The organism is Enterobacter roggenkampii (assembly GCF_001729805.1).
GTDB lineage: Bacteria > Pseudomonadota > Gammaproteobacteria > Enterobacterales > Enterobacteriaceae > Enterobacter > Enterobacter roggenkampii.
In genome coordinates, this window is the sequence record NZ_CP017184.1 from 3,967,339 (window position 1) to 3,991,731 (window position 24,393).

22 protein-coding genes are annotated in these 24,393 nt (G+C 56.8%); 11 read left to right on the forward strand and 11 right to left on the reverse strand.

Annotated features, from left to right (window positions below):
• The first annotated feature begins 61 nt into the window (after positions 1 to 61).
• Positions 62 to 2,608 (forward strand): autotransporter family protein, encoded by a 2,547-nt coding sequence (locus BFV67_RS18495; protein ID WP_223825737.1) that lies wholly within the window; start codon positions 62 to 64, stop codon positions 2,606 to 2,608.
• Positions 2,609 to 2,789: 181 nt separating this feature from the next.
• A complete protein-coding gene (locus tag BFV67_RS18500; protein ID WP_069598780.1) occupies positions 2,790 to 3,830 on the forward strand; it encodes an aldo/keto reductase in 1,041 nt (346 codons plus the stop codon).
• Between the two features lie 64 nt (positions 3,831 to 3,894).
• Here the strand turns inward: BFV67_RS18500 and BFV67_RS18505 are convergent, their stop codons facing one another.
• Positions 3,895 to 4,383, reverse strand: coding sequence for a TIGR00645 family protein (locus tag BFV67_RS18505; RefSeq protein ID WP_008499805.1), 489 nt, complete (start codon positions 4,381 to 4,383; stop codon positions 3,895 to 3,897).
• Positions 4,384 to 4,465: 82 nt separating this feature from the next.
• Positions 4,466 to 4,969: an ESA_00282 family adhesion-associated protein gene (locus tag BFV67_RS18510; protein WP_008499806.1), complete on the reverse strand. Its 504-nt coding sequence runs from the start codon at positions 4,967 to 4,969 to the stop codon at positions 4,466 to 4,468.
• Between the two features lie 103 nt (positions 4,970 to 5,072).
• Between BFV67_RS18510 and BFV67_RS18515 the strand changes: the two genes are divergently transcribed.
• Both BFV67_RS18515 and BFV67_RS18520 read left to right on the forward strand, forming a co-directional pair.
• Positions 5,073 to 5,477: a hypothetical protein gene (locus BFV67_RS18515; protein ID WP_008499807.1), complete on the forward strand. Its 405-nt coding sequence runs from the start codon at positions 5,073 to 5,075 to the stop codon at positions 5,475 to 5,477.
• A 1-nt stretch (position 5,478) separates the two neighbouring features.
• The gene (locus BFV67_RS18520; protein ID WP_023294557.1) at positions 5,479 to 5,928 is read left to right on the forward strand and encodes a hypothetical protein; all 450 of its coding nucleotides are present in this window, start codon (positions 5,479 to 5,481) and stop codon (positions 5,926 to 5,928) included.
• A gap of 43 nt (positions 5,929 to 5,971) precedes the next feature.
• Here BFV67_RS18520 and exbD read toward each other — a convergent pair whose 3' ends face one another.
• Positions 5,972 to 6,397, reverse strand: coding sequence for a TonB system transport protein ExbD (exbD, locus tag BFV67_RS18525; RefSeq protein WP_008499809.1), 426 nt, complete (start codon positions 6,395 to 6,397; stop codon positions 5,972 to 5,974).
• A 4-nt stretch (positions 6,398 to 6,401) separates the two neighbouring features.
• Positions 6,402 to 7,133: a tol-pal system-associated acyl-CoA thioesterase gene (gene exbB, locus BFV67_RS18530; protein ID WP_021242115.1), complete on the reverse strand. Its 732-nt coding sequence runs from the start codon at positions 7,131 to 7,133 to the stop codon at positions 6,402 to 6,404.
• Between the two features lie 251 nt (positions 7,134 to 7,384).
• Here exbB and metC point away from each other — a divergent pair, with 251 nt between their 5' ends.
• Both metC and yghB read left to right on the forward strand, forming a co-directional pair.
• Positions 7,385 to 8,572, forward strand: a complete 1,188-nt coding sequence (gene metC, locus BFV67_RS18535; RefSeq protein ID WP_023344922.1) for a cystathionine beta-lyase — start codon at positions 7,385 to 7,387, stop codon at positions 8,570 to 8,572.
• A gap of 143 nt (positions 8,573 to 8,715) precedes the next feature.
• Positions 8,716 to 9,375 (forward strand): DedA family general envelope maintenance protein YghB, encoded by a 660-nt coding sequence (gene yghB, locus BFV67_RS18540; RefSeq protein WP_008499812.1) that lies wholly within the window; start codon positions 8,716 to 8,718, stop codon positions 9,373 to 9,375.
• A gap of 48 nt (positions 9,376 to 9,423) precedes the next feature.
• On the opposite strand, the gene BFV67_RS18545 is transcribed toward yghB, so the two are convergent.
• Positions 9,424 to 10,323, reverse strand: a complete 900-nt coding sequence (locus BFV67_RS18545) for an AraC family transcriptional regulator (protein ID WP_008502996.1) — start codon at positions 10,321 to 10,323, stop codon at positions 9,424 to 9,426.
• Between the two features lie 194 nt (positions 10,324 to 10,517).
• On the opposite strand from BFV67_RS18545, the gene yqhD reads away from it, so the two are divergent.
• Both yqhD and dkgA read left to right on the forward strand, forming a co-directional pair.
• Positions 10,518 to 11,681, forward strand: a complete 1,164-nt coding sequence (gene yqhD, locus BFV67_RS18550) for an alcohol dehydrogenase (protein ID WP_008502995.1) — start codon at positions 10,518 to 10,520, stop codon at positions 11,679 to 11,681.
• Positions 11,682 to 11,786: 105 nt separating this feature from the next.
• The gene (gene dkgA, locus BFV67_RS18555; RefSeq protein ID WP_023616907.1) at positions 11,787 to 12,614 is read left to right on the forward strand and encodes a 2,5-didehydrogluconate reductase DkgA; all 828 of its coding nucleotides are present in this window, start codon (positions 11,787 to 11,789) and stop codon (positions 12,612 to 12,614) included.
• Between the two features lie 41 nt (positions 12,615 to 12,655).
• On the opposite strand, the gene BFV67_RS18560 is transcribed toward dkgA, so the two are convergent.
• Positions 12,656 to 13,057, reverse strand: a complete 402-nt coding sequence (locus BFV67_RS18560; RefSeq protein WP_025912494.1) for a carboxypeptidase-like regulatory domain-containing protein — start codon at positions 13,055 to 13,057, stop codon at positions 12,656 to 12,658.
• Between the two features lie 115 nt (positions 13,058 to 13,172).
• Entirely contained in the window at positions 13,173 to 15,347 is a 2,175-nt protein-coding gene (locus tag BFV67_RS18565) for a YgiQ family radical SAM protein (protein ID WP_023344923.1), read from the reverse strand.
• A gap of 199 nt (positions 15,348 to 15,546) precedes the next feature.
• Between BFV67_RS18565 and BFV67_RS18570 the strand changes: the two genes are divergently transcribed.
• Positions 15,547 to 17,022 carry a TrkH family potassium uptake protein gene (locus BFV67_RS18570; protein WP_008502992.1) on the forward strand — a complete coding sequence of 492 codons (1,476 nt, stop codon included), beginning with the start codon at positions 15,547 to 15,549 and terminating at the stop codon, positions 17,020 to 17,022.
• 31 nt (positions 17,023 to 17,053) lie between these two features.
• Here BFV67_RS18570 and ftsP read toward each other — a convergent pair whose 3' ends face one another.
• From ftsP to BFV67_RS18590, 4 genes are all read right to left on the reverse strand, one after another.
• Positions 17,054 to 18,466, reverse strand: coding sequence for a cell division protein FtsP (ftsP, locus tag BFV67_RS18575; RefSeq protein WP_008502991.1), 1,413 nt, complete (start codon positions 18,464 to 18,466; stop codon positions 17,054 to 17,056).
• 58 nt (positions 18,467 to 18,524) lie between these two features.
• Positions 18,525 to 19,262: a 1-acylglycerol-3-phosphate O-acyltransferase gene (gene plsC / locus BFV67_RS18580; RefSeq protein ID WP_008502990.1), complete on the reverse strand. Its 738-nt coding sequence runs from the start codon at positions 19,260 to 19,262 to the stop codon at positions 18,525 to 18,527.
• Between the two features lie 163 nt (positions 19,263 to 19,425).
• Positions 19,426 to 21,684, reverse strand: coding sequence for a DNA topoisomerase IV subunit A (gene parC / locus BFV67_RS18585; protein ID WP_045909972.1), 2,259 nt, complete (start codon positions 21,682 to 21,684; stop codon positions 19,426 to 19,428).
• Positions 21,685 to 21,802: 118 nt separating this feature from the next.
• Positions 21,803 to 22,204 carry a YgiW/YdeI family stress tolerance OB fold protein gene (locus BFV67_RS18590; RefSeq protein ID WP_069598781.1) on the reverse strand — a complete coding sequence of 134 codons (402 nt, stop codon included), beginning with the start codon at positions 22,202 to 22,204 and terminating at the stop codon, positions 21,803 to 21,805.
• Between the two features lie 138 nt (positions 22,205 to 22,342).
• Here BFV67_RS18590 and qseB point away from each other — a divergent pair, with 138 nt between their 5' ends.
• Entirely contained in the window at positions 22,343 to 23,002 is a 660-nt protein-coding gene (qseB, locus tag BFV67_RS18595) for a quorum sensing response regulator transcription factor QseB (protein ID WP_023326078.1), read from the forward strand.
• On the forward strand, positions 22,999 to 24,348 hold the full coding sequence (gene qseC / locus BFV67_RS18600; RefSeq protein ID WP_069598782.1) for a quorum sensing histidine kinase QseC: 1,350 nt from the start codon (positions 22,999 to 23,001) through the stop codon (positions 24,346 to 24,348). The genes qseB and qseC overlap by 4 nt, the downstream gene beginning before the upstream one ends.
• The last annotated feature ends 45 nt before the right edge of the window (positions 24,349 to 24,393 follow it).

Consider the following 24,393-nt stretch of genomic DNA (forward strand, 5'->3'; position numbering starts at 1 on the left):
ATCCAGAGAACTTCAAATGCGCAAATTAATGAATCGTACATTGCTTTCGCAATGTGTCTTAGTGGCTTTAACGTCATTTGGCGCCCAGGCTAACGTAACACCCGCTACGCCCTGCCAGCCGGGCGTGACATCGCAGACCTGCGGCTTAACGAAATATGTAGATAATAGTTTTTATGAAGATCCCGGCGTGACTAATGCCATTATGGCCGACACCACCGCAAATAATATCTTTATGGATGGAAGCCGTGAATCAGGGGATACCCAGTCATTAACCGTTTCTGGTACCGACATGTCCGGCCATTATATTCAGGGCAGCAACGGGGGGACGGCTAATATTACGGTGAATAACGGCGCCACCGTCGATATGATCGAAGTGGGCAATACCGGTGCAACCACTAATACGACGGTGACCATCGATGACGCCACGCTGAATGGCGAAAATGACGCCGGAAGCTACGAGGGCAAGAAAGCCTATATGATGGGTTCCGCCATTTATCTCGACCCCATGGATAAAGGTTACCACACCGTCAACGTTGAGGACGGCAGCATGCTGCACGGCAGTATTCTCAGTGCGGGAGCCGGTGCACAAAATATTGCCATCAGCAACAGCACGATGGATAAAGGCGGTATTTACGCGGGTAGCGATAAATCTGATACCAATATTACGCTGACTAACGCTTCCGTGGATGCCTCGCAGAGCGAAATCGCGCAGAACATCGACACGCTGGCGGTAAAACTGAGCGGATACAAGCCATTCAGCGACATCAACCTGGATGCCTTTGGCGATGTCGCCATCGCGATGTACGGAACGAAGGCTGATTCGCTGGCGCTGGATAACAGTACGGTCACCGGCGACATTGGGGCCTTTAACGAAAACGGCACCACGCTGATTTCATTGACCAATAACAGCGTGGTAAATGGCAATGTGACCGTCGATGGTAACGCCGCAAATTCCGTTCTGGTGGATAACAGCACCGTGAATGGCGAGATAAATACCAGCCAGAGTACGGGCAATAGCACAATTACGCTGCAGAACAACGCGACCGTCAACGGTGATATTACAACGGGTGCAGGTGATGATACGGTCGTGCTGACCAATGATTCACATGTCAATGGCAATGTTAACGGTGGTGACGGCAGCGATACCCTGTCAATGGATGCGGGCAGTTCTATATCCGGACAAATAAGCCAGTTTGAAACGGTAAATACCACCAGCGATAACAGCATTGCGATTGATAAAATTAACGATGCAACCAGCTGGAGTTTGCAAAACGGTTCAACCCTGATTGCCAATACCACCGGCAGCAATGCGCTGGTTACCATGAGCACCGACAGCTACGTGAATTTCGGTAATATTACCGGCGCCAATAACGCCGTGGTGGTGAACAGCATTACGCCGTCTGCGCAAAATCAGCAGGGGATAGTCCTGGGGACCTTCACCACGTCGGGCAGCAGTGCGCCGCAGAATTATGCAGCAGCCACGTTTACCAACGGCGACCAGACCGTGGAGAATCGTAGCGGCGCGTATAACTACAACAACAGTCTGAATATTGTTGCGGCCGACAGCGCGCCTCAGGCTCAGCTGACTGCAGATAATAGCCAGAGCTGGAATATTGAATTTAACAGCCAGAAGGGCAACCTTGCGAGCGACGTTCAGGGGCTGGTAGCCGGCCTGGATGCAGCGGAACAGGCCGGGCATCAGGTAGCGGATGACATCAGCAACCACATGAACCAGGTGCATCTGGCAAACCTGCTGGGAGAACAGCAGGACGGTGCGCAGGTCTGGGGCGATTTCCTTTATCAGAACGGTAATTTCAGCAACGACGTCGACTATAAAAGCATCACTCAGGGTGCGCAGGGCGGCGTAGACTGGACGGCGCATCTGGACAACGGCGACAGCGTCACCGGCGGTATCGCGCTGGCGTGGACGCGCAGCCGCGTGCAGGACACCAGCGACGGCGCGGATAGCTTCAAAGACAGCGTTTACGGTAACTACTACAGCCTGTATGGCGGCTGGCAGCAGGCGCTGAACGGCCGAACCTGGGGTCTGTTTGCTGACGGCAGCTTCAGCTACGGCGATATGCGTTACTCGCTGTCTGCCAACAACGTGACGGGCGATACCAGCGGCATGACGGAAGCGCTGCACGGCTCCACCGATGGCAGTTTGTATCTGGCGCAGGCCCGCACCGGGGTGAACGTGTTGCTGCCAGGCGAAACGCTGCTGCAACCCTACGCCACTCTTGGCTGGGATCAGACCAAAGCGAACGGCTTCTCTGACAGCGAAGTCACCTTTGCCGACAGCCAGGTCTCTTCCTGGAATGGCGGCGCGGGCGTGAGGCTCACCACCACCCTTCGCGATTTGAACAAGAACGTGAAGGTGATGCCGTGGATCGACGCGCGCTTCCAGAAAGAGTTCAGCGATGACACCGACATTCAGGCGGCGGATTATCACAATACCTCCGGTCACAACAACACCATGGGCATCTTTGGGGCAGGTATCAACGCCACCATCGCCCATAACTTCACCCTGACTACCGGCGTCTATGTCGGTACTGGCGATGTGGATAACGATGCCAGCGTACAGGCGGGGATGAGCTATAGCTTCTGATTGTCGTCTGATTGCCCGGTGACCTGCGTGTACCGGGCAGTGCGGGACTCAACGTCTGACGCATCCCGGGGAAAATTGCTGGCAGGGAGTTCTGCCATCGCTTCTCCCCGGGATTTGTGTTTTGATAAGGACAGAATGAAAACGCCGTTTCAAAAATTCATCGATAAGAAAAGGAGACATCATGTCCTGGTACCCTGCCCCTGACCGCTACGAGAATATGCAGTACCGCCACTGTGGCAAGAGCGGCCTTCGCCTGCCCGCGCTGTCGCTTGGGCTGTGGCATAGCTTCGGCCACGTTCAGCCTCTTGATGCCCAGCGGGCGCTGCTGCGTAAAGCCTTCGACCTCGGCATTACCCATTTCGACCTTGCCAACAACTACGGCCCGCCAGCAGGCAGCGCGGAAGAGAATTTTGGCCGTCTGCTGCGGGAGGACTTTGCCGCGTATCGCGACGAGCTGGTTATCTCCACCAAGGCGGGTTACGACATGTGGGCCGGGCCATACGGCTCAGGCGGATCGCGCAAATATCTGCTCGCTAGCCTCGATCAGAGCCTGAAACGCCTGGGCGTCGACTACGTGGATATTTTCTATTCCCACCGCGTGGATGAAACCACGCCGATGGAAGAGACGGCCTCTGCGCTGGCGCAGGCTGTTCAGAGCGGCAAGGCGCTGTACGTGGGCATTTCCTCCTACTCAACCGAGCGCACGCAAAAAATGGCCGAGCTGCTGCGCGAGTGGAAGATCCCCCTGCTGATCCACCAGCCGTCCTTTAACCTGCTCAACCGCTGGGTCGATAAGACCGGTTTGCTGGATGCGCTGGCGGCAAACGGTACCGGGTGCATCGCCTTTACCCCGCTGGCGCAGGGGCTGCTGACCGGAAAATACCTGAACGGTATTCCTGAAGATTCACGCATGCAGCGTGAAGGCAAGAAAGTCCGCGGTCTGAACGAAAAAATGCTGACCGAAGCCAACCTGAACAGCCTGCGTTTGCTGAGTGAAATGGCGCAGGCGCGGGGTCAGACTATGGCGCAGATGGCGTTGAGCTGGCTGCTGAAAGATGCGCGCGTGACGTCAGTGCTGATTGGCGCAAGCCGCCCGGAACAGATTGAGGAGAACGTTCGGGCGCTGGATAACGTGTACTTCAGTGAGGACGAACTCAAGCGGATTGACCAGCATGTTGCGGATGGGGAGTTGAATCTGTGGCAGGCGTCGTCCGATAAATAAGACCGCACCGAGCAGTCCCCTCTCCCCTTTGGGGAGAGGGTTAGGGTGAGGGGTAAGGCGTACTTTACTTCTTACTGATCTTATCCAGATACCCCATCACAAACGCGGACAGCACAAACGTCAGATGGATAATGACGTACCACATCAGTTTGTTATCCGGCACGTTCTTCGCGTCCATAAACACGCGTAGCAGGTGGATAGAAGAGATCGCCACAATCGACGCGGCCACTTTATTCTTCAGCGACGAGGCATCCATTTTGCCCAACCAGCTGAGCTTCTCTTTGCGCTCGTCGATATCCAGCTGAGAGACGAAATTCTCGTAGCCGGAGAACATCACCATTACCAGCAGCCCGCCCACCAGGGTCATATCCACCAGCGACAGCAGAACCAGAATCAAATCCGCCTCGGCAATGGAAAAGATATTCGGCAGAACGTGCAGGATTTCCTGAAAGAACTTAATCGTCAGCGCGATAAGCGCCAGCGAAAGGCCAAAATAGACGGGGGCCAGTATCCAGCGAGAGGCGTACATGGCGTTTTCAAAAAAGCGTTCCATAAAGTCCTGTTTGCAAAAGAAACCAGCGCCCAGTATATCCCAATGGCGCTGACTGTTTGCAATAGCTCACCAGTATGGTCACTCAGACGTTGTCGGGGTTAACCTCGGGACGGGCGTATTCCGGCCAGACCAGCACCACCAGCTCCGGGTAGGCTTCAAGGCTGAACTCACGAAAACACTGACGCAAATTTAATACGTCCAGATCGGAATATGAGACCTTCTCGCCGTTAAGGCAGCGTTTTTTGATATTGTCATAATATTTATACACGGCTGAATTGAGATCGCTACAGCGACGCTGTGCTTCAAACAGTCCGGGCGTGTCATTAATTTCCGACATTTTCATGCGTTTAATTGTCGCGTGTAAAAAGTCGATATATTCATGGTTCACCCGCCAGTACCAGACAGGCGTAACGGAGTTCATCAATACAGAGAAATGGTCTTCCCCTTCCTCTTTTGTCATGAGTTCCGGTTGCGGCGGTTCACTGGTGTCTTTCGACACTTTCGTTTTATTGAACTCCTGCATCAATAAAAGCACACCAGCGGTCAGTAATAGTAATGTGATGACCGTAAAAAAGATGCTGTTCATGGGTAGGCTCCATTTTTTTTGATTTTAAATTTGCCTCATGATATTGTCAACGAATCTCACGCCTTTACCAACCCCACCCTGTTGAAATTAAAGGAAATTAAAAATGCTGCCCGACTATCTCGTCCCGGCTAAGTACCACATTACGCCTGTGGAACAGCAACCGACGGAAGCAGAAAAAGAGGTCAGTTTCACTCAGGGGAAAAGAAAGCTCTCTGATTTCGAGCCTGATATATTAATTGGTGTTTCCCGTACCGGCAAATCCCGTAATATGTTACTGGAAGAGCACGATCGTCATATAAAAGACCGCTTATTTCGCGCCATAAAAATTGAAGCCTTTGTCCACCTGCTGAATGATCTGCAGGCCGAAGGTGAAATAGATGCCCAGAAACTAAGTCAAATATTGGCCGAAAAAACCAAAGAAATTAACGAAGCGGGCAATGAAATTTGGCTTAACTTAATTACGCGCGAAAAAAACAACCCAATTTTTTATAGCCTGGGGGAGGATTAACGTGAAGGAAGTTAAAAATAACGACGTTTATTTGACTTTGGATGATAAAAAAAGTGATGAATTTATCTTAAAGCAAAATCTCGACGCGCTGCGAAACACAAAAAATGACGAGATGACGCGCATTACACAAGACCTGGTATCGATCCCGGCGACGCTGGTGCGGCTGAAATGGCAGAATCGCCGTGAGATTTATCCGCTGCAGGTCAAAGAAGAAATTTACGGTGCCGTGATGAACGCCATCATGGAACAGCGGCCAGAGCTAAAAGAGAAGCTTCTGGGACGCCTTGAGGCCAACTACCAGTATCTGCTTGCCAGAGAGATCGCCACCCTACGTCTGACGCGCAAACTGTCAGACGGCGAGTACCGTACCTCAAACGTCACCTGCGTTGCGCTTGATGAGGACGCGCTGGCAACCCCCTCTACCGCACCGACGGAAAATAAAAACGCATAAACCCAACAGGCATAAAAAAAGCCGGCTTTCGCCAGCTTCTTTATCACTTCGCGGCCGCTTTCTCTTCGCCGACCAGCCCAATCTTCAGATAACCCGCCTGATGCAGCGTGTCCATTACCTTCATCATGGTTTCATAATCCACGGTTTTATCCGCACGGAAGAAGACCGTGGTGTCTTTTTTACCGCCGGTAAGCTGATCCAGCGCCGGGATAACAGAGTCGGCCGTTACCGGGTCGTTACCGAGGAACATCGATTTATCGGCCTTCACGGACAGATAGACAGGCTTTTCCGGGCGCGGCTGCGGCTGGCTGGACGAGGCTGGCAGATTCACCTTCACGTCCACCGTCGCCAGCGGCGCGGCCACCATGAAGATGATCAGCAGAACCAGCATGACGTCGATAAACGGCGTCACGTTGATCTCATGCATTTCGCCGTTATCGTCCAGATTTTCGTTTAGACGCATCGCCATAATATCAACCCACGCGCAGTTTGGACGCCGCGTGCACCGGCTTAACGGCGCTGGCATTCAGGTCGAGATCGCGGCTCTGCAGCAGCAGAACCTGCGCGGCAACGTCACCGAGGGTGGCTTTGTAGCTGCCAATCATCCGCGCGAAGATGTTGTAGATAACCACCGCCGGAATCGCCGCGACCAGACCAATCGCCGTCGCCAGCAGCGCTTCGGCGATACCCGGCGCAACGACCGCCAGGTTGGTGGTTTGGGTCTGCGCGATACCGATAAAGCTGTTCATGATGCCCCAGACCGTACCGAAAAGACCGATGAACGGCGAAATCGCGCCGATGGTGGCCAGATAACCATTGCCGCGCCCCATGTGTCGGCCAACGGCCGCCACGCGACGTTCCAGACGGAAACCGGTACGCTCCTTGATGCCTTCGTTATCTTCACTGCCCGCGGAGAGTTCCAGCTCGTTCTGAGCTTCATTCACGAGCAGGGTAGTCAGGCTTTTCGCGTGGAAGGATGAGGTCATATCTGAGGCCTGATCCAGAGAGCGGGCTTCTGCCAGCTGTTGCTGTTCCCGCTTGAGGCGACGCTTCTGCGAAAGCAGCTCGGCGCTCTTGCTGAAGAAGATAGCCCAGGTGACAACGGACGCCAGAATCAGGCCGATCATCACAATTTTAACCACGATGTCAGCATGCTGATACATGCCCCAAACGGAGAGATCCGCCTGCATCAAATTATTACCCACTCTGTATCTCCAGGACGCAAATCACAAAATCTGAACGTAATAATATCAAAACATCGTCGAATTGATAGTAGTTCTCATTAGTATTTGCATAGTGCCGCAATTTTCGTTCACTTTCCTTGCGCTTACGCAGTAAAAATTTCTTATGCGCTTTTTTGCTAATATTTTCTGCTTATTCGATAAGCCTGCGGGTGCAGTTTTTTCCAATCGTGGTAGTCTGGACGTCCAGACGTATAAAAACAGGGTTAGCGAACATGACAACGAAGCATCTTGATACCACGCTGGTACAGGCAGGACGCAGCAAAAAATATACTCAGGGATCGGTCAACAGCGTGATTCAACGCGCCTCCTCGCTGGTGTTTGACACCGTAGAGGAGAAAAAAAACGCCACGCGCAACCGCGCAAAAGGCGGGCTGTTTTATGGTCGTCGCGGCACGCTAACCCACTTTTCTCTGCAGGAAGCGATGTGCGAACTGGAAGGCGGCGCAGGCTGCGCGCTGTTCCCGTGCGGCGCGGCGGCGGTCGCCAACACCATTCTGGCGTTTGTGGAACAGGGCGACCATATCCTGATGACCAACACCGCCTATGAACCCAGCCAGGACTTCTGTACCAAAATCCTCAGCAAGCTCGGCGTGACGACCGGCTGGTTCGACCCGCTGATTGGTGAAGGTATTGCCGAACTTATTCAGCCAAACACGCGCATTGTGTTCCTGGAATCGCCGGGGTCGCTCACCATGGAAGTTCACGACGTGCCGGCTATCGTCAAGGCCGTGCGCAGCAAAGCGCCAGAGGCGATCATTATGATCGACAACACCTGGGCGGCAGGGGTGCTGTTTAAAGCGCTGGAATTCGACATTGATATTTCCATCCAGGCGGCGACGAAATACCTGATTGGCCACTCTGACGGCATGATTGGTACTGCGGTTTCCAACGCGCGCTGCTGGGATCAGCTGCGTGAAAACGCCTATCTGATGGGCCAGATGGTGGATGCCGACACGGCGTACATGACCAGCCGCGGAATCCGCACGCTGGGCGTTCGCCTGCGTCAGCACCACGAAAGCAGCCTGAAGGTGGCCGAATGGCTGGCGCAGCATCCGCAGGTTGAGCGCGTAAACCATCCGGCGCTGCCGGGCAGTAAGGGGCATGAATTCTGGCAACGTGACTTTACGGGCAGCAGCGGTTTGTTCTCGTTTGTGCTGAAAAAACGGCTGAATAATGACGAGCTGGCAAGCTATCTGGATAATTTTAGCCTCTTCAGTATGGCCTACTCATGGGGCGGTTTTGAATCCCTGATCCTGGCTAACCAGCCGGAGCAGATCGCGGCCCTGCGCCCCGGCGGTGAAGTGGACTTCAGCGGTACCCTGATTCGACTGCATATCGGTTTAGAAAATGTTGACGATCTGATTGCGGATTTAGCAGCAGGGTTCGAGCGTATCGTGTAGAGTGCTGGCTGAAAATGTACTCTCTGGACGCTTTTGTGGACACCGCAAGCAGAAAAGTCTGCATGAGTTGCGCCCGGGATCAAACCCGACGGGCGAATTAGGGAGTACAATAGCGCTATATCTGCTGTTCCACAGGAAAGTCCATGGCTGTTATTCAAGATATTATCGCGGCGCTCTGGCAACATGATTTTGCCGCCCTGGCGGATCCTCACGTCATAGGCGTCGTCTATTTCGTGATGTTCGCAACGCTGTTTCTGGAAAATGGATTACTGCCAGCCTCGTTTTTACCCGGTGACAGTCTGCTTTTGCTTGCCGGGGCGTTGATCGGCAAAGGCGTCATGGACTTTACGCCCACGATGGTTATCCTCACTTCCGCAGCCAGCCTGGGCTGCTGGCTGAGCTATCTGCAGGGCCGCTGGCTCGGCAACACGCGCGTGGTCAAAAGCTGGCTGGCGCAGTTACCCCATAAATACCATCAGCGTGCAACCTGCATGTTTGACCGGCACGGCCTGCTTGCGCTGCTGGCCGGACGTTTTCTGGCATTCGTTCGCACCCTTCTGCCGACGATGGCGGGCATTTCCGGTTTGTCGAACCGCCGCTTCCAGTTCTTCAACTGGCTGAGCGCCCTGCTTTGGGTTGGCGTGGTGACGACATTCGGCTACGCGCTGAATATGATCCCCTTCGTGAAACACCACGAAGATCAGGTGATGACCTTCCTGATGGTGCTGCCGATGTTCCTGCTGGTGGCGGGTCTGGTGGGAACCATCGCGGTAGTGATTAAGAAGAAGTACTGCAGCGCATAATTCAACAAAGCCGGGTGGCGCTATCGCTTACCCGGCCTACGTTTTTCGTCAGGCTCCCTGCATCGTTCTTATACGTGACGCATCCTCTCCCGGCGTGACGCCGAAATAGCGCTTAAACTCCCGACTGAACTGCGACGCACTTTCATAGCCCACCCGCATCGCCGCCGCGCTGGCCTTCATGCCGTCGTGGATCATCAGCATCCGCGCCTTATGCAGCCGGTAGGTTTTGAGGTACTGCAGCGGCGAAGTGCTGGTCACCGATTTAAAGTTATGGTGAAACGCCGAGACGCTCATATTGGCTTCCGCCGCCAGCTGGTCGACGCTGAGGTTTTCCGTGTACTGGCTTTCGATACGCTTGAGCACGCGGCTTATCAGGCTGAAGTGGGTCTGTCGGCTCACCAGGGCAAGTAACGCGCCGCCGCCCGGGCCCAACAGCACGTGGTACAGAATTTCTCGGATAATCTGCTTGCCCAGTATGCGCGCGTCCAGCGGCCTCTCCATGACGTCCAGCAGACGCTCAATGGCGCAGAGGATCTCTTCCGACAGCGTTGCCGAGTTGATCCCGCTTGAGGCCATCGAAGGCTGGAAGAGTTCGTCTTCGCCAATCTCCATCAGCAACTCCTGCAGCTGGAGGATATCAACATTGACGCGGATCCCCGCCAGCGGAACCGCCTCTGTCGCGAAGGTTTCACATTCGAAGGGTAAAGGTACTGTCAGCAGCAGATATTCATTGGTGTCGTAGCGGAACACGCGCTCGTTGATATAGCCAATTTTATGGCCTGAAAAGAGAAAAACGATGCCCGGCTGGTACATGACCGGCGTGCGCGTTCCGGGCTGCGTGCCGTAGAGCAGGCGAATGTCCGGCAGCAGATCGCTGGCACGATTTTCATTATCTATCAATCTCTTAATCTGCGCAGTGAGCTGCTGGCAGATAGCCTCACGGTTCATCTTGCGTTACTCCGGGTGCGGTTTTCGACGTTGACAGTGTGCGTTGTTTTCCGCGCTTTCTCCAGCGCTCTGTAGAAATGGGCAAGACATCGGCAGGAATGTGCATTGAGGGCGTAGCCCCGGACGGCCACAATGAGCAGCATCAGGTCGCCCTCTGCGCACCACGGTTTTTCACCCACTAAAGGGAACGAGCAATGAACAACTTTAATCTTCACACCCCAACCCGCATTCTGTTTGGTAAAGACGCTATCGCTGACCTGCGCGCACAGATCCCTGCTGACGCCCGCGTGCTGATCACCTACGGTGGCGGCAGCGTGAAAAAAACCGGCGTGCTGGATCAGGTTTACAGCGCGCTGGACGGTCTGGACGTGCGTGAGTTCGGCGGCATTGAGCCAAACCCGTCCTACGAAACGCTGATGAACGCGGTGAAAATCGCCCGCGAAGAAAACATCACCTTCCTGCTGGCGGTCGGCGGCGGCTCCGTGCTGGACGGCACCAAATTCATCGCGGCGGCAGCGCACTATGCTGACGGCATCGATCCGTGGCACATTCTGGAAACCCGCGGGAGCGACATCAAAAGCGCTATCCCGATGGGCTCCGTGCTGACCCTCCCGGCCACCGGTTCTGAATCCAACAAGGGCGCGGTGATCTCCCGCAAAACCACCGGCGACAAGCAGGCCTTCATGAACGAACACGTTCAGCCTGTCTTCGCCATTCTGGACCCGGTTTACACCTACACCCTGCCTGCGCGTCAGGTCGCGAACGGCGTGGTCGATGCCTTTGTTCATACCGTTGAGCAGTACGTCACGTATCCGGTGAATGCCAAAATTCAGGATCGTTTTGCGGAAGGCATTTTGCTGACGCTGATTGAAGAAGGTCCGAAAGCGCTGAAAGAGCCGGAAAACTATGACGTTCGCGCCAACGTGATGTGGGCCGCCACCCAGGCGCTGAATGGCCTGATCGGTGCTGGCGTGCCGCAGGACTGGGCGACCCACATGCTGGGCCACGAACTGACGGCGATGCACGGTCTGGATCATGCGCAGACGCTGGCCGTTGTGCTGCCTGCGCTGTGGAATGAAAAACGTGATACCAAACGCGCCAAACTGCTGCAGTACGCTGAGCGCGTGTGGAACATCACCGAGGGTTCTGACGATGCGCGTATTGATGCCGCTATCGAAGCGACCCGCAGCTTCTTTGAAGGTCTGGGCGTGCCAACGCGTCTGTCTGGCTACGGCCTGGACGGCAGCTCTATCCCTGCCCTGCTGGCGAAACTCGAAGAGCATGGCATGACCCATCTGGGCGAGCACGGCGACATCACCCTGGACGTCAGCCGCCGTATTTACGAGGCGGCACGCTAAGCGTTTTTGTCCCCCCGACTTTCGTTTTTTGACATTTCGTCCAGACTTAATGCACACCCCATCGCCGGAGTCTCCCTCCGGCGATGCGCACCTGAAGGAGGAAAAATGGCAAACCAAACCGTAATCAAGCTGCAGGACGGCAACGTGATGCCCCAGCTGGGGCTAGGTGTATGGAAAGCCGGTAACGACGAGGTCGTCTCCGCCATTCATAAAGCCCTGGAAGTCGGCTACCGGTCGATTGACACCGCCGCCGCGTACAAAAACGAGGACGGCGTGGGGACCGCACTGGTCAGCGCCGGTGTCCCCCGCGATGAGTTATTCATCACCACGAAACTGTGGAATGACGATCAAAAGCGTCCCCGCGAAGCCCTGCAGGAGAGTCTGGAGAAGCTCCAGCTCGATTTCGTCGACCTGTATCTCATGCACTGGCCGGTTCCGGCCATCGACCATTACGTTGATGCCTGGAAAGGGATGATTGAACTGCAAAAAGAGGGGCTGGTGAAAAGCATCGGCGTCTGCAACTTCCAGGTTCATCACCTGCAGCGGCTGATTGACGAGACGGGCGTCGCGCCTGTGATTAACCAGATCGAGCTGCACCCGCTGTTGCAGCAGCGCCAGCTTCACGCCTGGAACGCCACGCATAAGATTCAGACCGAATCCTGGAGCCCGCTGGCTCAGGGTGGTGAAGGGGTATTCGATCAGAAAATTATCCGCGACCTGGCGGATAAATACGGCAAAACCCCGGCGCAGATCGTCATTCGCTGGCATCTGGACAACGGCCTGGTGGTGATCCCGAAATCGGTCACGCCATCGCGCATCGCCGAGAACTTCGACGTCTGGGATTTCCGTCTGGACAAAGATGAGCTGGGAGAAATTGCGAAGCTGGATAAGGGCAAGCGGCTTGGGCCAGACCCGGATCAGTTTGGCGGATAATACTTAAAACGAGCCCGGTCTTCCGCCGGGCTCGTTTTAATTTATAAACCGGACTGACATCTCGCTTCTCCGGGAAGATCAGGTAATGTGCAAATAACGTTGTACGCTTTCCCTTCCAGTTTATGTGGCCCACCGAGACCGCCGCCTACTTCTGCACCATATTCCTTTCCGTTGACGCTTATCTGGAGCGGGGTGTGATAAATCCAGTCCATCGGACCTATTGGCAGAAAAAAGATCCACTCATGCTGGCTCTGAAAAGCAAAACGACCGTTGTCGTCAGAAAGCGTTTGCTCCCTCTCTAATGTTATTTTAGCGCCCGGGACTGGCTTACCTGCGCTGTCGATTAGACGTCCTTCCACTTCTGGCTGTGTCTGGCGGTGCATTACACAACCGCATAACGTAAGGCCAATCAGCATCGCTCCTGTTAACTTCCTAATTTTCATTTTGGGCCTCCTACCCTTATGCAGAAAAAAGCCGGGTGGCGGCTACGCCTTACCCGGCCTACGCGCTGGCCAGTAGGCCCGGTGAGCGCTAGCGCCACCGGGCTTTGTTACAGGTTTAACCGATCTTACGTTTTACGGTCTTCTTCGTTCCCGCTCCACCGTTCGAACGCTGATGCACAATCGGCGTGTGCTTGGTCAGCGCCGGGCGCGTATTGCGATTCTGGCGACGCGCTTCGCGCATCTCCTCCAGCGTCGGGGCCGGTACCAGACAGTCGCGGCGCGAGCCGATCAGGTGCTTTTTGCCCATCTCTTCCAGCGCCTGGCGGATCAGCGGCCAGTTGGCCGGATCGTGGTAGCGCAGCAGCGCTTTGTGCAGACGACGCTGTTTATCCCCTTTCGGCACCACTACATCTTCACTCTTATAACCAATCTTACTCAGCGGGTTCTTGCCGGTGTAGTACATGGTCGTCGAGTTGGCGAGCGGTGACGGATAGAAGTTCTGCACCTGATCCAGGCGGAAGCGGCGCTGCTTCAGCCACAGCGCCAGGTTCACCATGTCCTCATCACGCGTGCCCGGGTGGGCGGAGATGAAGTACGGGATCAGATACTGCTCTTTGCCCGCCTGCTTCGAGTAGGTGTCGAACAGCTGTTTAAAACGATCGTAGCTGCCCATGCCCGGCTTCATCATCTTCGACAGCGGGCCTTCTTCGGTGTGCTCCGGCGCAATCTTCAGATAGCCACCCACGTGGTGCGTCGCCAGCTCTTTGATGTAGCGCGGATCTTCCACGGCGATGTCATAACGCACCCCGGACGCGATGAGGATCTTCTTGATGCCCTTCAGATCGCGCGCGCGGCGGTAGAGGTTGATCGTCGGCTCGTGGTTGGTGTCCATGTGCTCACAAATGCTCGGATAGACGCAGGAGAGGCGACGACAGGTCTGTTCCGCGCGCGGTGATTTGCAGCGCAGCATATACATGTTGGCGGTTGGGCCGCCAAGATCGGAAATCACGCCGGTAAAGCCCGGCACGGAGTCGCGAATGGCTTCGATCTCATTGATGATCGAATCTTCAGAGCGGCTCTGAATAATGCGCCCTTCGTGCTCGGTAATGGAGCAGAAGGAACAGCCACCGAAGCAGCCGCGCATGATGTTGATCGAGAAGCGGATCATCTCATACGCCGGGATGCGGGCGTTGCCGTACGCCGGGTGCGGCACGCGCTTGTACGGCAGCGCAAAGACGCTGTCCATCTCTTCGGTGGAGAGCGGGATCGCTGGCGGGTTGATCCAGATAAAGCGCTCGCCGTGCTTCTGCATCAGCGCGCGGGCGCAGCCCGGGTTGGTTTCATGGTGCAGAATACGGGACGCGTGCGCGTAGAGCACCTTGTCGGCTTTCACCTTCTCGTAGGAGGGCAGCAGTACGTAGGTCTTTTCCCAAGGCTTCGGACGCGGCGGCTGCACGACGATCGCCTTCGCTTCCGCCTTCTTTGGCTCTACCGGTTTGTTATCGGCACACGGCAGATCGTCGCCGTACGGATGTGGGATCGGGTCGATTTTGCCCGGCATATCGATGATTCGGGAATCTACCCCGCGCCAACCCGGCAGCGCCTCTTTCACCATGATGGCGGTATTGCGCACGTCGCGGATGCTGCTCACCGGCTCGCCCTGCGACAGGCGGTGCGCCACTTCCACCAGCGGACGCTCGCCGTTTCCGTAAATCAGCATGTCGGCCTTGGAATCCACCAGCACCGAGCGGCGCACGGTATCTGACCAGTAGTCGTAGTGTGCGGTACGGCGCAGGCTCGCCTCGATGCCGCCCAGGATCACCGGCACGTCTTTCCAGGCTTCTTTGCAGCGCTGGGTGTAGACGAGGGTTGCGCGGTCCGGACGTTTGCCCGCCACGTTATCCGGCGTGTAGGCGTCGTCATGGCGCAGCTTACGGTCAGCGGTATAGCGGTTGATCATCGAGTCCATGTTGCCAGCGGTCACGCCGAAGAACAGGTTCGGTTTACCCAGACGCATAAAGTCGTCTTTGCTGTTCCAGTCAGGCTGGGAGATGATCCCCACGCGGAAGCCCTGCGCCTCAAGCATGCGGCCACAGATGGCCATGCCGAAGCTCGGGTGGTCAACGTAGGCATCGCCCGTGACCAGAATGATATCGCAGCTGTCCCAGCCCAGTTGGTCCATCTCTTCCCGGGACATCGGCAGGAACGGCGCCGGTCCAAAGCAGGCCGCCCAGTACTGGGGCCAGGAGAAGAGGTCACGATCCGGCTGGATCAGGGAAATTGCGCTCATAATGCTTCCGAAGAAAAAATAAACAAAAGGAGCGGGATTATACGCTGTTCATCCGCCAGATTTGAAGAAAAGGATGCAGGAAGCAGGCAGATATTCACGGAAGTCGTTAAAATATGCCGCCCTGATAATATTGGATCATAATATTCACTCTATTTTACGGTGATTTGCCCCGGAATGCGTGTTTGTGCGGAGCTCAGTTGTGAAGCCCAACGATTCGTTACATGTCTCCCAGCTGCGGGTTGTCCTGCACCTCTGCGGTTTCCTTGTGCTGCTGTACAGCCTTTCCATGCTTCCGCCGATGGTTATCGCCCTGCTGAACAAAGAGCGGACCTACTTTGCCTTCCTGACCACTTTTTTAACCTTTTTTAGTCTCGGAGGCTTAACCTGGCGGGCAACCCGCCACGCCGGCATCCAGCTGCGCACCCGCGACGGTTTCGTGATTATCGTGCTGTTCTGGCTGCTGTTTTCATTGATTAGCGCCATGCCGCTCTGGATGGATGACGGGCTTCAGCTCTCCTTTGCTGACGCGCTCTTTGAAGGGGTTTCCGGGATCACCACTACCGGAGCGACGGTGATCGGGGACGTCAGCGCCCTGCCTAAGTCGTACCTGTATTACCGCGCTCAGCTGAATTTCATTGGCGGGTTAGGCGTCATCGTGCTGGCCGTCGCGGTCCTGCCGCTGCTGGGCATTGGCGGCATGAAGCTCTATCAGTCAGAGATGCCGGGGCCGTTCAAGGAGGAGCGTCTGACGCCCCGCCTTGCCGATACCGCGCGCACGCTGTGGGTGACCTACTTCGCGCTGGGCGTGGCCTGCACTCTGGCCTACTGGCTGGCGGGAATGTCCTTTTTTGACGCCGTCTGTCACGGGCTTTCGACCGTGTCACTGGGCGGCTTCTCCACCCGCAGCGAGAGCATTGGTTTTTATGACAGCCACGCAATCGAGCTGGTTGCCGGGGCGTTTTCGCTGCTCTCCGCGTTTAACTTCACCCTCTGGTACGTCGCCATTGTCCGACGCACCCTGAAGCCGATTCGTCGCAGCCCGGAGGTTAAATTCTTCCTGAGCGCCGCTGCGGCGATTATCCTCATCACCGCCTGGCAGGTCTGGCATGCAGGCATGTACAGCCCCACGGATAGCCTGGTGCACGCCTTCTTCCTTGCCAGTTCGATGATGACCGATAACGGCCTGTCGACCGCCGACTACGCCCAATGGCCCACCCACACCATCTTCCTGCTATTGAGCGCCAGCTTTTTTGGCGGCTGCGTAGGCTCGACCTGCGGCGGGATCAAAGCCCTGCGTTTTTTGATTATGTTCAAGCAGAGTATTCAGGAGATGAACCAGCTGGCGCATCCGCGCGCGCTGCTGAGCATTAAGGTGGGCAAAAGCGTGGTGAATGAACGCGTCCTGCGCTCGGTCTGGAGCTTCTTCTTTCTCTACGTGATGATCACGGGCTTTTTTGTCTGGGCGCTTAATCTGATGGGCTACGATCTGTTTACGTCATTCGCGACGGTCGCCGCCTGTATCAACAACATGGGGCTGGGATTTGGCGAGACGGCGTCGACGTTCGGCACGTTAACAGAAGGGGCTAAGCTGTTGATGTGCGCGGCGATGATCTTAGGGCGTCTGGAAATTTACCCGGTGCTGATTCTGTTCTCGCGCTTTTTCTGGCGGGCATAAACCATTCCCGGCGAACCGGGAATGTCAGAGGTTATGGCGCGGGGTTGATCAGCATTTGCCCTACGGACCCCCTGTCCATCATCTCCAGCGTCTGGCTGTGGAACAGGAACGGGAAGTGCGGCCACGAAGGCTGGCCGTAGTAGACGAGCAGTTCAACCTGACCGTCCACCCAGACGGTGTCTTTCCAGCCGCGATCTTCCGGGAACGGCATCGCGCCGTTAACGTTGCGGATCAGGAAGCTTACCCCTTCAATATGGAAGGACTGCGGCATATCTGAACGCACCGTCCAGCGCTCCCAGGTGCCCTGCTGCGCGGTGATGTCGATGCGGTTGACGTCCCACAGCGCACCGTTGATGCCCGGATCGTCGCCCAGGCTGATATCACGGCTGCGCACCGGGGAGCCGCTCATGATCTCCTGCGGCAGCAGGCGCATGGGCAGGCTATCGGTCACCAGCGGCAGCAGGCCGGTTGGACGCAGGGTCAGCACCAGGGTCGAGACAAGAATGCTCGACGGTTCAAAGAACCCGCGAATACGGTCAACAATGCTTGCCGCTTCGCCGCAGGTCACAGAGACTTCATCCCCGTTGGTCATATCAATGAGAATTTCGCGACGCTCACCCGGCGCGAGCGCGAGCTGTTTGACGGACACCGGTGCCGGTAAAAAACCCTGATCGCCGGAAATAACGTGCAGCGGACGGCCATCGCTCATCTGCAGCTGATAGCGGCGCGAGTTAGACGCGTTGAGCAGGCGCAGGCGCACCCAGCCACGGGACACTTCGACATACGGGCTCTGCGCGCCGTTAACCAGCAGCGTATCGCCAACGAAGCCACCGCTCCCCGGTTCGCTGTATTCCGGCGTACCGAAATTATCCAGACGTTTGTCCTGGATGATAATCGGGAAGTCATCCACGCCGTAGTGGTTCGGGATCGGCAGGGATTTGCTGACTTCATCTTCCACCAGCCACATGCCGGCCAGGCCGTTATAGACCTGCTGCGCCGTGCGGTTAGGGGTGTTGGCGTGATACCACAGGGTTGCCGCGCTCTGGCGAATCGGCAGAACGGGCGCCCAGTCGGCGCTGGGCGACATCATGCGCGCCGCGCCGCCAATCAGCGGGCCAGGCACCTGCAGGCCACTGATGGTCATGGCGACATTTTCAGGGGTACGGTTACTGTAGATGAGCTTTACGTCATCGCCATTCCACACGCGTATGGTCGGCCCAAGGTAACGTCCGTTAATGCCCCAGACCGGCGCACGCGTCCCCTGGGTAAAGGACCAGTGGCTGCGCTGCAGCGTCAGGAAAAGCGGCTGGCCGCGACGGGATTCAATGAGTGGCGGAATAGGCAGCGGCTGTTGCTGCCCGGCGGCGCTGGCTGTCAGCGGCATCGCACCCGCACAAAGGGCGATCCCCGAAGCCTGAATAAACTGACGCCGACTGAGTGACATATAAGCTCCATCTGAAACGACTAACAACGCGGGAATTCGTTTTCCCTTCAACGCCGGGTTAGATCTTACCGGCGGCTTCTCTCTCTGCGACTTCTTTGTCGAGCAGCGCAATATGCTCAGCCATCAGATCACGGCAGTGCGCTGCCAGCTCGCGCACCTGATCTTTACCGTATTTGCTGGTATCGACGGGTGGCAGCATTTCGACAATCACCAGCCCGTTATTCAGGCGGTTAAGATTAATCTTATTCGAAGTATTGGAAACGCACACAGGAATAATTGGAACACCTGCCGCAATTGCGGCATGAAACGCACCGGTTTTAAACGGCAGCAGGCCGCGGCCGCGGCTGCGCGTCCCTTCCGGGAACATCCAGATTGAGATCCTGCGCTTTTTAAAATGATTCACCACTTCTGCAATGGTGCCGTGCGCTTTTGCACGGTTATTACGGTCAATCAGCAGGTTACCGGTAAGCCAGTACAGCTGACCAAAAAACGGGATCCACAGCAGGCTTTTTTTGCCCACCGTCACGGTCGGTGGAAGCACGATATTGGAGGCCGTCACCATATCGTAGTTGTTCTGATGGTTGGCGATATAGATGGCGTTACCGAAATTCTCCGCTCCTTCCGGCAGGCGTTTTTCAACTTTCAGACCAAACAGCGGCGCAAGACGCCCGAACATATGGCCAAAGGTGGCGACATGCTTCGGATTACGCGGGCTGAACAGGCAATAAATAGAGCCGAAAATACAGACCAGAATACAGTAGATAACGGTAAGAATAAGACGAACAATATATAGCATAGCGACCTCTGAAGCCCTGACAGCTGACAATTATACTTCACCTGTGGCCAGGTAAGGACTTTATTACGAGCGCGTATTGTTAATCGCAACGCACGAATTAACAACGATTTTACGGGAAATTTTATTGAAATTCCCCCTCCGGACAGAGGGGGATATCATGACATTACTCTTCGCTGTCACCCGCCGCGCTGCGTGCAGGAGAGTCAATCTCCACGCGGTCGATACGCTGCAGGCCGCGCATCAGCGAGCCGCGGCGACCGCGCTCGCCCACCACCTTCTGCAGCTCTTCCGGACGAAGCTTGATTTTGCGCTTGCCGACGTGAATGGTCAGCGTGCTCTGCGGCGGCAGCAGGAAGAGGTGCGCCAGGCCATCTTCGCCTTTCGCGGCCTCCGCCGACGGGATGTTGATGATCTTGTTGCCCTTGCCTTTTGACAGCTCCGGCAGATCGCTGACCGGGAACATCAGCATACGTCCGGCGGTGGTGATCGCCAGCAGCATGTCGCTTTCGTTCTCGATCACCAGCGGTGCCATTACGTGAGCGTTGTCCGGCAGGCTAATCAGCGCCTTACCGGCACGGTTGCGGGAAACCAGATCGTTGAAGGTACAGATAAAACCGTAGCCCGCGTCAGACGCCAGCAGCAGCTTCTGGTCATCGGCTTCCATCAGCATATGGTCAACCGTCGCGCCCGGCGGCAGCGTCAGCTTGCCGGTCAGCGGTTCACCCTGCCCGCGCGCGGAAGGCAGCGTGATCGGGTCAATGGCATAGCTGCGACCGGTGGAGTCGATAAACGCCACCGGCTGGTTGCTCTTGCCTTTCACCGCCGCTTTGAAGCTGTCGCCCGCTTTGTAGCTGAGCCCCGGCGCGTCGATATCGTGGCCTTTGGCGCTGCGCACCCAGCCGCTCTGCGACAGGACAATGGTCACCGGCTCGGACGGCTGCATGTCGTGCTCGTTCATCGCCTTCGCTTCTTCGCGCTCGTGCAGCGGAGAACGACGGTCGTCGCCAAACGCGTCGGCATCGGCCTGCAGCTCTTTCTTCAGCAGGGTGTTCATCTTGCGTTCGGACGCGAGGATCGCCTGCAGCTGATCGCGCTCTTTTTCCAGCTCGTTCTGCTCGCCGCGGATCTTCATCTCTTCCAGTTTGGCGAGATGGCGCAGCTTCAGCTCGAGGATCGCTTCGGCCTGGGTTTCGCTGATGCCAAAGCGCGACATCAGGGCGGGCTTCGGCTCGTCCTCGGTACGGATGATCTCAATCACCTCGTCGATATTGAGGAACGCCACCAGCAAACCTTCGAGGATATGCAGGCGCTTAAGCACTTTCTCCAGACGATGGTTCAGACGACGGCGTACCGTATCGCGGCGGAACGTCAGCCATTCGGTGAGGATCTCCAGCAGGTTTTTCACCGCCGGGCGTCCGTCGAGGCCGATCATGTTCAGGTTAATGCGGTAGCTTTTTTCCAGATCGGTGGTGGCGAACAGGTGGTTCATCACCTGCTCCATGTCCACGCGGTTAGAACGCGGCACGATCACCAGACGGGTCGGGTTCTCGTGGTCAGATTCGTCACGCAGGTCGTCCACCATCGGCAGCTTTTTATTGCGCATCTGGGAGGCGATCTGCTCCAGCACTTTGGCACCGGATACCTGATGCGGCAGCGCGGTGATCACCACGGCGCCGTCTTCTTTATTCCACACCGCGCGCATGCGCACGGAGCCGCGACCGTTCTGGTAGATTTTGCGGATTTCCGCGCGCGAGGTGATGATTTCGGCTTCGGTCGGGAAGTCCGGACCCTGCACGATATCCAGCAGATCGTCGAGCGAGGCTTTCGGCTGCTCAATCAGGGTGATGGCGGCTTTCGCCACTTCACGCAGGTTGTGCGGCGGAATGTCCGTCGCCATACCGACCGCAATCCCGGTGGTGCCGTTCAGCAGGATGTTCGGCAGACGCGCGGGCAGCATCTTCGGCTCCTGCAGCGTACCGTCGAAGTTCGGTACCCAGTCAACGGTCCCCTGCCCCAGCTCGCCCAGCAGCACTTCGGCATATTTAGAGAGGCGGGACTCGGTATAACGCATCGCCGCGAAGGATTTTGGGTCGTCCGGCGCCCCCCAGTTCCCTTGACCATCCACCAGCGGGTAACGGTAAGAGAACGGCTGCGCCATCAGCACCATTGCTTCATAGCAGGCGCTGTCGCCGTGCGGATGGTATTTACCCAGCACGTCACCGACGGTACGGGCGGATTTCTTGAACTTGGCGGTGGCATTCAGCCCCAGTTCGGACATCGCATACACGATGCGGCGCTGAACGGGCTTCAGGCCATCCCCGATAAACGGCAACGCCCTGTCCATGATGACGTACATGGAGTAGTTCAGGTAGGCGTTTTCCGTGAATTCATGTAGCGCGAGGCGCTCTGCCATATCGCTCATTACGTGTGATTCCTCAACTCAGAAACCGAAGGGTTTCAGGCAATATTGCCGCAGATACTACCCTATCTGACGAGTTGAGTCACAAAGAAAAAGGGCCGCTTATGCGGCCCTTTCCGGGTTATTTGTTCAGCTTAATGACCTGCTTCACGTCGATTTCAAAATCGTTCCACTCTTTATCGACCTTGCCCTGGATTTCCACTTTATCCTGAGGGCTGACGGTCACGCCGTTCCAGCGCTTGTGGTCAATTTCCACGTTCACCGTGCCGGTCTCATCGCGGAAGGTGTAGCGGTCATCGGACAGGCGCTGGGTGATGTTCCCGCGCAGCTTCACCCAGCTGTCGTCCTTCATCTCTTTCACCTTCACCGCGGTGGTGAGGTTGGCGTCGTTATCGACAAAACCGCCTGCCTGCGTCTGGGTCTGGGTTTGCGTGGCGGACGGGCCGTTAAATCCGCCCTGCGCGGCAAAAACGGGGGCAGTGGCCATCATCATGATGGCGGCAATGGCAGCGAATTTTTTCATATTAACTCTCCCTTTAATCTGGTTTCGCAGTCCATTAAACAGGGTAATCCTTAACAACTTCTTAAGGGAAAAATTTATTTATTATTGCTGTACAGCAGGCGCTTACAGAGGGTTTACTGACGGCATCAAGGAGGGAATATGCGCATTTTACTGGTAGAAGACGACACGTTAATCGGCGACGGTATCAGGGCGGGTTTAAGCAAAATGGGCTTTAGCGTGGACTGGTTTACCGACGGCAAAACCGGTCAGGCCGCGCTCGCGTCTGCGCCCTATGATGCCGTGGTGCTGGATCTGACGCTGCCGGAAATCGACGGTCTGGACATCCTGCGCGCGTGGCGCGAAAGCGGGCGCAGCGAGCCGGTATTGATCCTGACCGCGCGGGATGCGCTTAACCAGCGCGTGGAAGGGCTGCGTCTTGGCGCGGATGATTATCTCTGCAAGCCGTTCGCGCTGATTGAAGTGGGTGCCCGCCTCGAGGCGCTGGTCCGCCGCAGCCACGGCCAGACGCATAGCGAGCTACGCCACGGCAAGGTCACGCTCGATCCGACCCGTCTCGTCGCCACGCTGGACGGTGAACCGCTGACGCTGAAGCCGAAAGAGTTCGCGCTGCTGGAACTGCTGATGCGCAATGCAGGCCGCGTGCTCCCTCGCAAGACGATTGAGGAAAAACTGTATACCTGGGACGACGACGTCTCCAGCAACGCGGTAGAAGTCCACGTTCATCATCTGCGCCGCAAGCTTGGCAGCGAGTTTATCCGCACCGTGCACGGCATCGGCTATACCCTGGGTGACGCATGAAGCTGACGCAACGCCTGAGCCTGAAGCTGCGCCTGACGCTCCTCTTTTTAGCGCTCTCCCTGACGGCATGGTTTGCCGCCAGCCTGGTGGCCTGGCAGCAGACCACCCACAAGCTGGATAAGCTCTTTGACACGCAGCAGATGCTGTTTGCCAAACGGCTGCTGACGATGGATCTGGACGAGATCCGCGCCCCCGAGCGGATGCGCGAGATCCCGAAAAAAGTGAAGCATGGCCGGCTCGATGACGACGCGCTGGCTTTCGCCATTTACAGCGTCGACGGCAAAATGCTGCTGAACGACGGCGAGAACGGGCGCGATATTCCGTACCACTATCGCCGCGACGGGTTTGCTAACGGGCAGCTCCAGGACGACAACGACGAATGGCGTTTCCTGTGGCTGACCTCACCCGACGGGAAGTACCGCGTGGTGGTCGGTCAGGAGTGGGAGTACCGCCAGGATATGGCGCTGGACGTGGTCAGCTCGCAGCTCACGCCCTGGCTGGTGGCGCTGCCGGTGATGCTGCTTTTGCTGGTTCTCCTCCTGAGCCGGGAGCTGAGGCCGCTCAAAAAGCTGGCGCAGACCCTGCGCTCCCGCTCGCCGGATGCGACCGATGCGCTTGTGCTTCAGGGTGTGCCCACGGAAGTGCGCCCCCTGCTCGACGCGCTGAATCACCTCTTCGCACGTACCCAGGAGATGATGACCCGCGAGCGCCGCTTTACGTCCGATGCCGCCCACGAGCTGCGCAGCCCGCTGGCGGCCCTGAAGGTGCAAACTGACGTGGCGCAGCTCTCGCAGGACGATCCGCAGGCGCGGGAAAAAGCGCTGGCACAGCTGCATGCGGGAATCGACCGCGCTTCGCGGCTGGTGGATCAGCTCCTCACCCTGTCGCGTCTGGACTCGCTGGATAACCTTGACGATGTCGAACCGATCACGCTTGCCGATTTACTGCAGTCGGCGGTGCTGGATATCTGGCATCCGGCGCAGCAGGCAGGGATTGATATTCGCCTCAACAACCATGCCCCGCAGGTCAAACGTCAGGGGCAGCCCCTGCTGCTCAGCCTGCTGGTGCGCAACCTGCTGGACAACGCCATCCGCTACAGCCCACGCGGCAGCGTGGTGGACGTGACGCTGGACGCACGTAGCTTTAGCGTGCGCGACAACGGTCCCGGCGTTGACCCCGAGGTGCTGGCGCGCATCGGCGAGCGTTTTTATCGTCCACCGGGCCAGAACGCCACGGGCAGCGGGCTGGGGCTCTCTATCGTCAGGCGCATTGCCGCGCTGCACGGGATGCGCGTCTCGCTGAGCAATGCGGCGGAAGGCGGCTTTGAGGTGAAGGTCAGCTGGTAGCGGATTATTGCATCTCCAGCAAAAGACTTTGCACATTTTGCTCAT

What these genes read in the sequence shown, in the direction of transcription:
- dkgA (WP_023616907.1), top strand. Translation starts at nt 11,787, where the DNA reads ATGGCAAACCAAACCGTAATCAAGCTGCAGGACGGCAACGTGATGCCC.
- metC (WP_023344922.1), top strand. Translation starts at nt 7,385, where the DNA reads ATGACAACGAAGCATCTTGATACCACGCTGGTACAGGCAGGACGCAGC.
- plsC (WP_008502990.1), bottom strand. Translation starts at nt 19,262, where the DNA reads ATGCTATATATTGTTCGTCTTATTCTTACCGTTATCTACTGTATTCTG.
- BFV67_RS18510 (WP_008499806.1), bottom strand. Translation starts at nt 4,969, where the DNA reads ATGAACAGCATCTTTTTTACGGTCATCACATTACTATTACTGACCGCT.
- BFV67_RS18515 (WP_008499807.1), top strand. Translation starts at nt 5,073, where the DNA reads ATGCTGCCCGACTATCTCGTCCCGGCTAAGTACCACATTACGCCTGTG.
- parC (WP_045909972.1), bottom strand. Translation starts at nt 21,684, where the DNA reads ATGAGCGATATGGCAGAGCGCCTCGCGCTACATGAATTCACGGAAAAC.
- BFV67_RS18565 (WP_023344923.1), bottom strand. Translation starts at nt 15,347, where the DNA reads ATGAGCGCAATTTCCCTGATCCAGCCGGATCGTGACCTCTTCTCCTGG.
- BFV67_RS18560 (WP_025912494.1), bottom strand. Translation starts at nt 13,057, where the DNA reads ATGAAAATTAGGAAGTTAACAGGAGCGATGCTGATTGGCCTTACGTTA.
- BFV67_RS18500 (WP_069598780.1), top strand. Translation starts at nt 2,790, where the DNA reads ATGTCCTGGTACCCTGCCCCTGACCGCTACGAGAATATGCAGTACCGC.
- qseC (WP_069598782.1), top strand. Translation starts at nt 22,999, where the DNA reads ATGAAGCTGACGCAACGCCTGAGCCTGAAGCTGCGCCTGACGCTCCTC.
- yghB (WP_008499812.1), top strand. Translation starts at nt 8,716, where the DNA reads ATGGCTGTTATTCAAGATATTATCGCGGCGCTCTGGCAACATGATTTT.
- exbD (WP_008499809.1), bottom strand. Translation starts at nt 6,397, where the DNA reads ATGGCGATGCGTCTAAACGAAAATCTGGACGATAACGGCGAAATGCAT.
- ftsP (WP_008502991.1), bottom strand. Translation starts at nt 18,466, where the DNA reads ATGTCACTCAGTCGGCGTCAGTTTATTCAGGCTTCGGGGATCGCCCTT.
- qseB (WP_023326078.1), top strand. Translation starts at nt 22,343, where the DNA reads ATGCGCATTTTACTGGTAGAAGACGACACGTTAATCGGCGACGGTATC.
- BFV67_RS18505 (WP_008499805.1), bottom strand. Translation starts at nt 4,383, where the DNA reads ATGGAACGCTTTTTTGAAAACGCCATGTACGCCTCTCGCTGGATACTG.
- BFV67_RS18545 (WP_008502996.1), bottom strand. Translation starts at nt 10,323, where the DNA reads ATGAACCGTGAGGCTATCTGCCAGCAGCTCACTGCGCAGATTAAGAGA.
- BFV67_RS18590 (WP_069598781.1), bottom strand. Translation starts at nt 22,204, where the DNA reads ATGAAAAAATTCGCTGCCATTGCCGCCATCATGATGATGGCCACTGCC.
- yqhD (WP_008502995.1), top strand. Translation starts at nt 10,518, where the DNA reads ATGAACAACTTTAATCTTCACACCCCAACCCGCATTCTGTTTGGTAAA.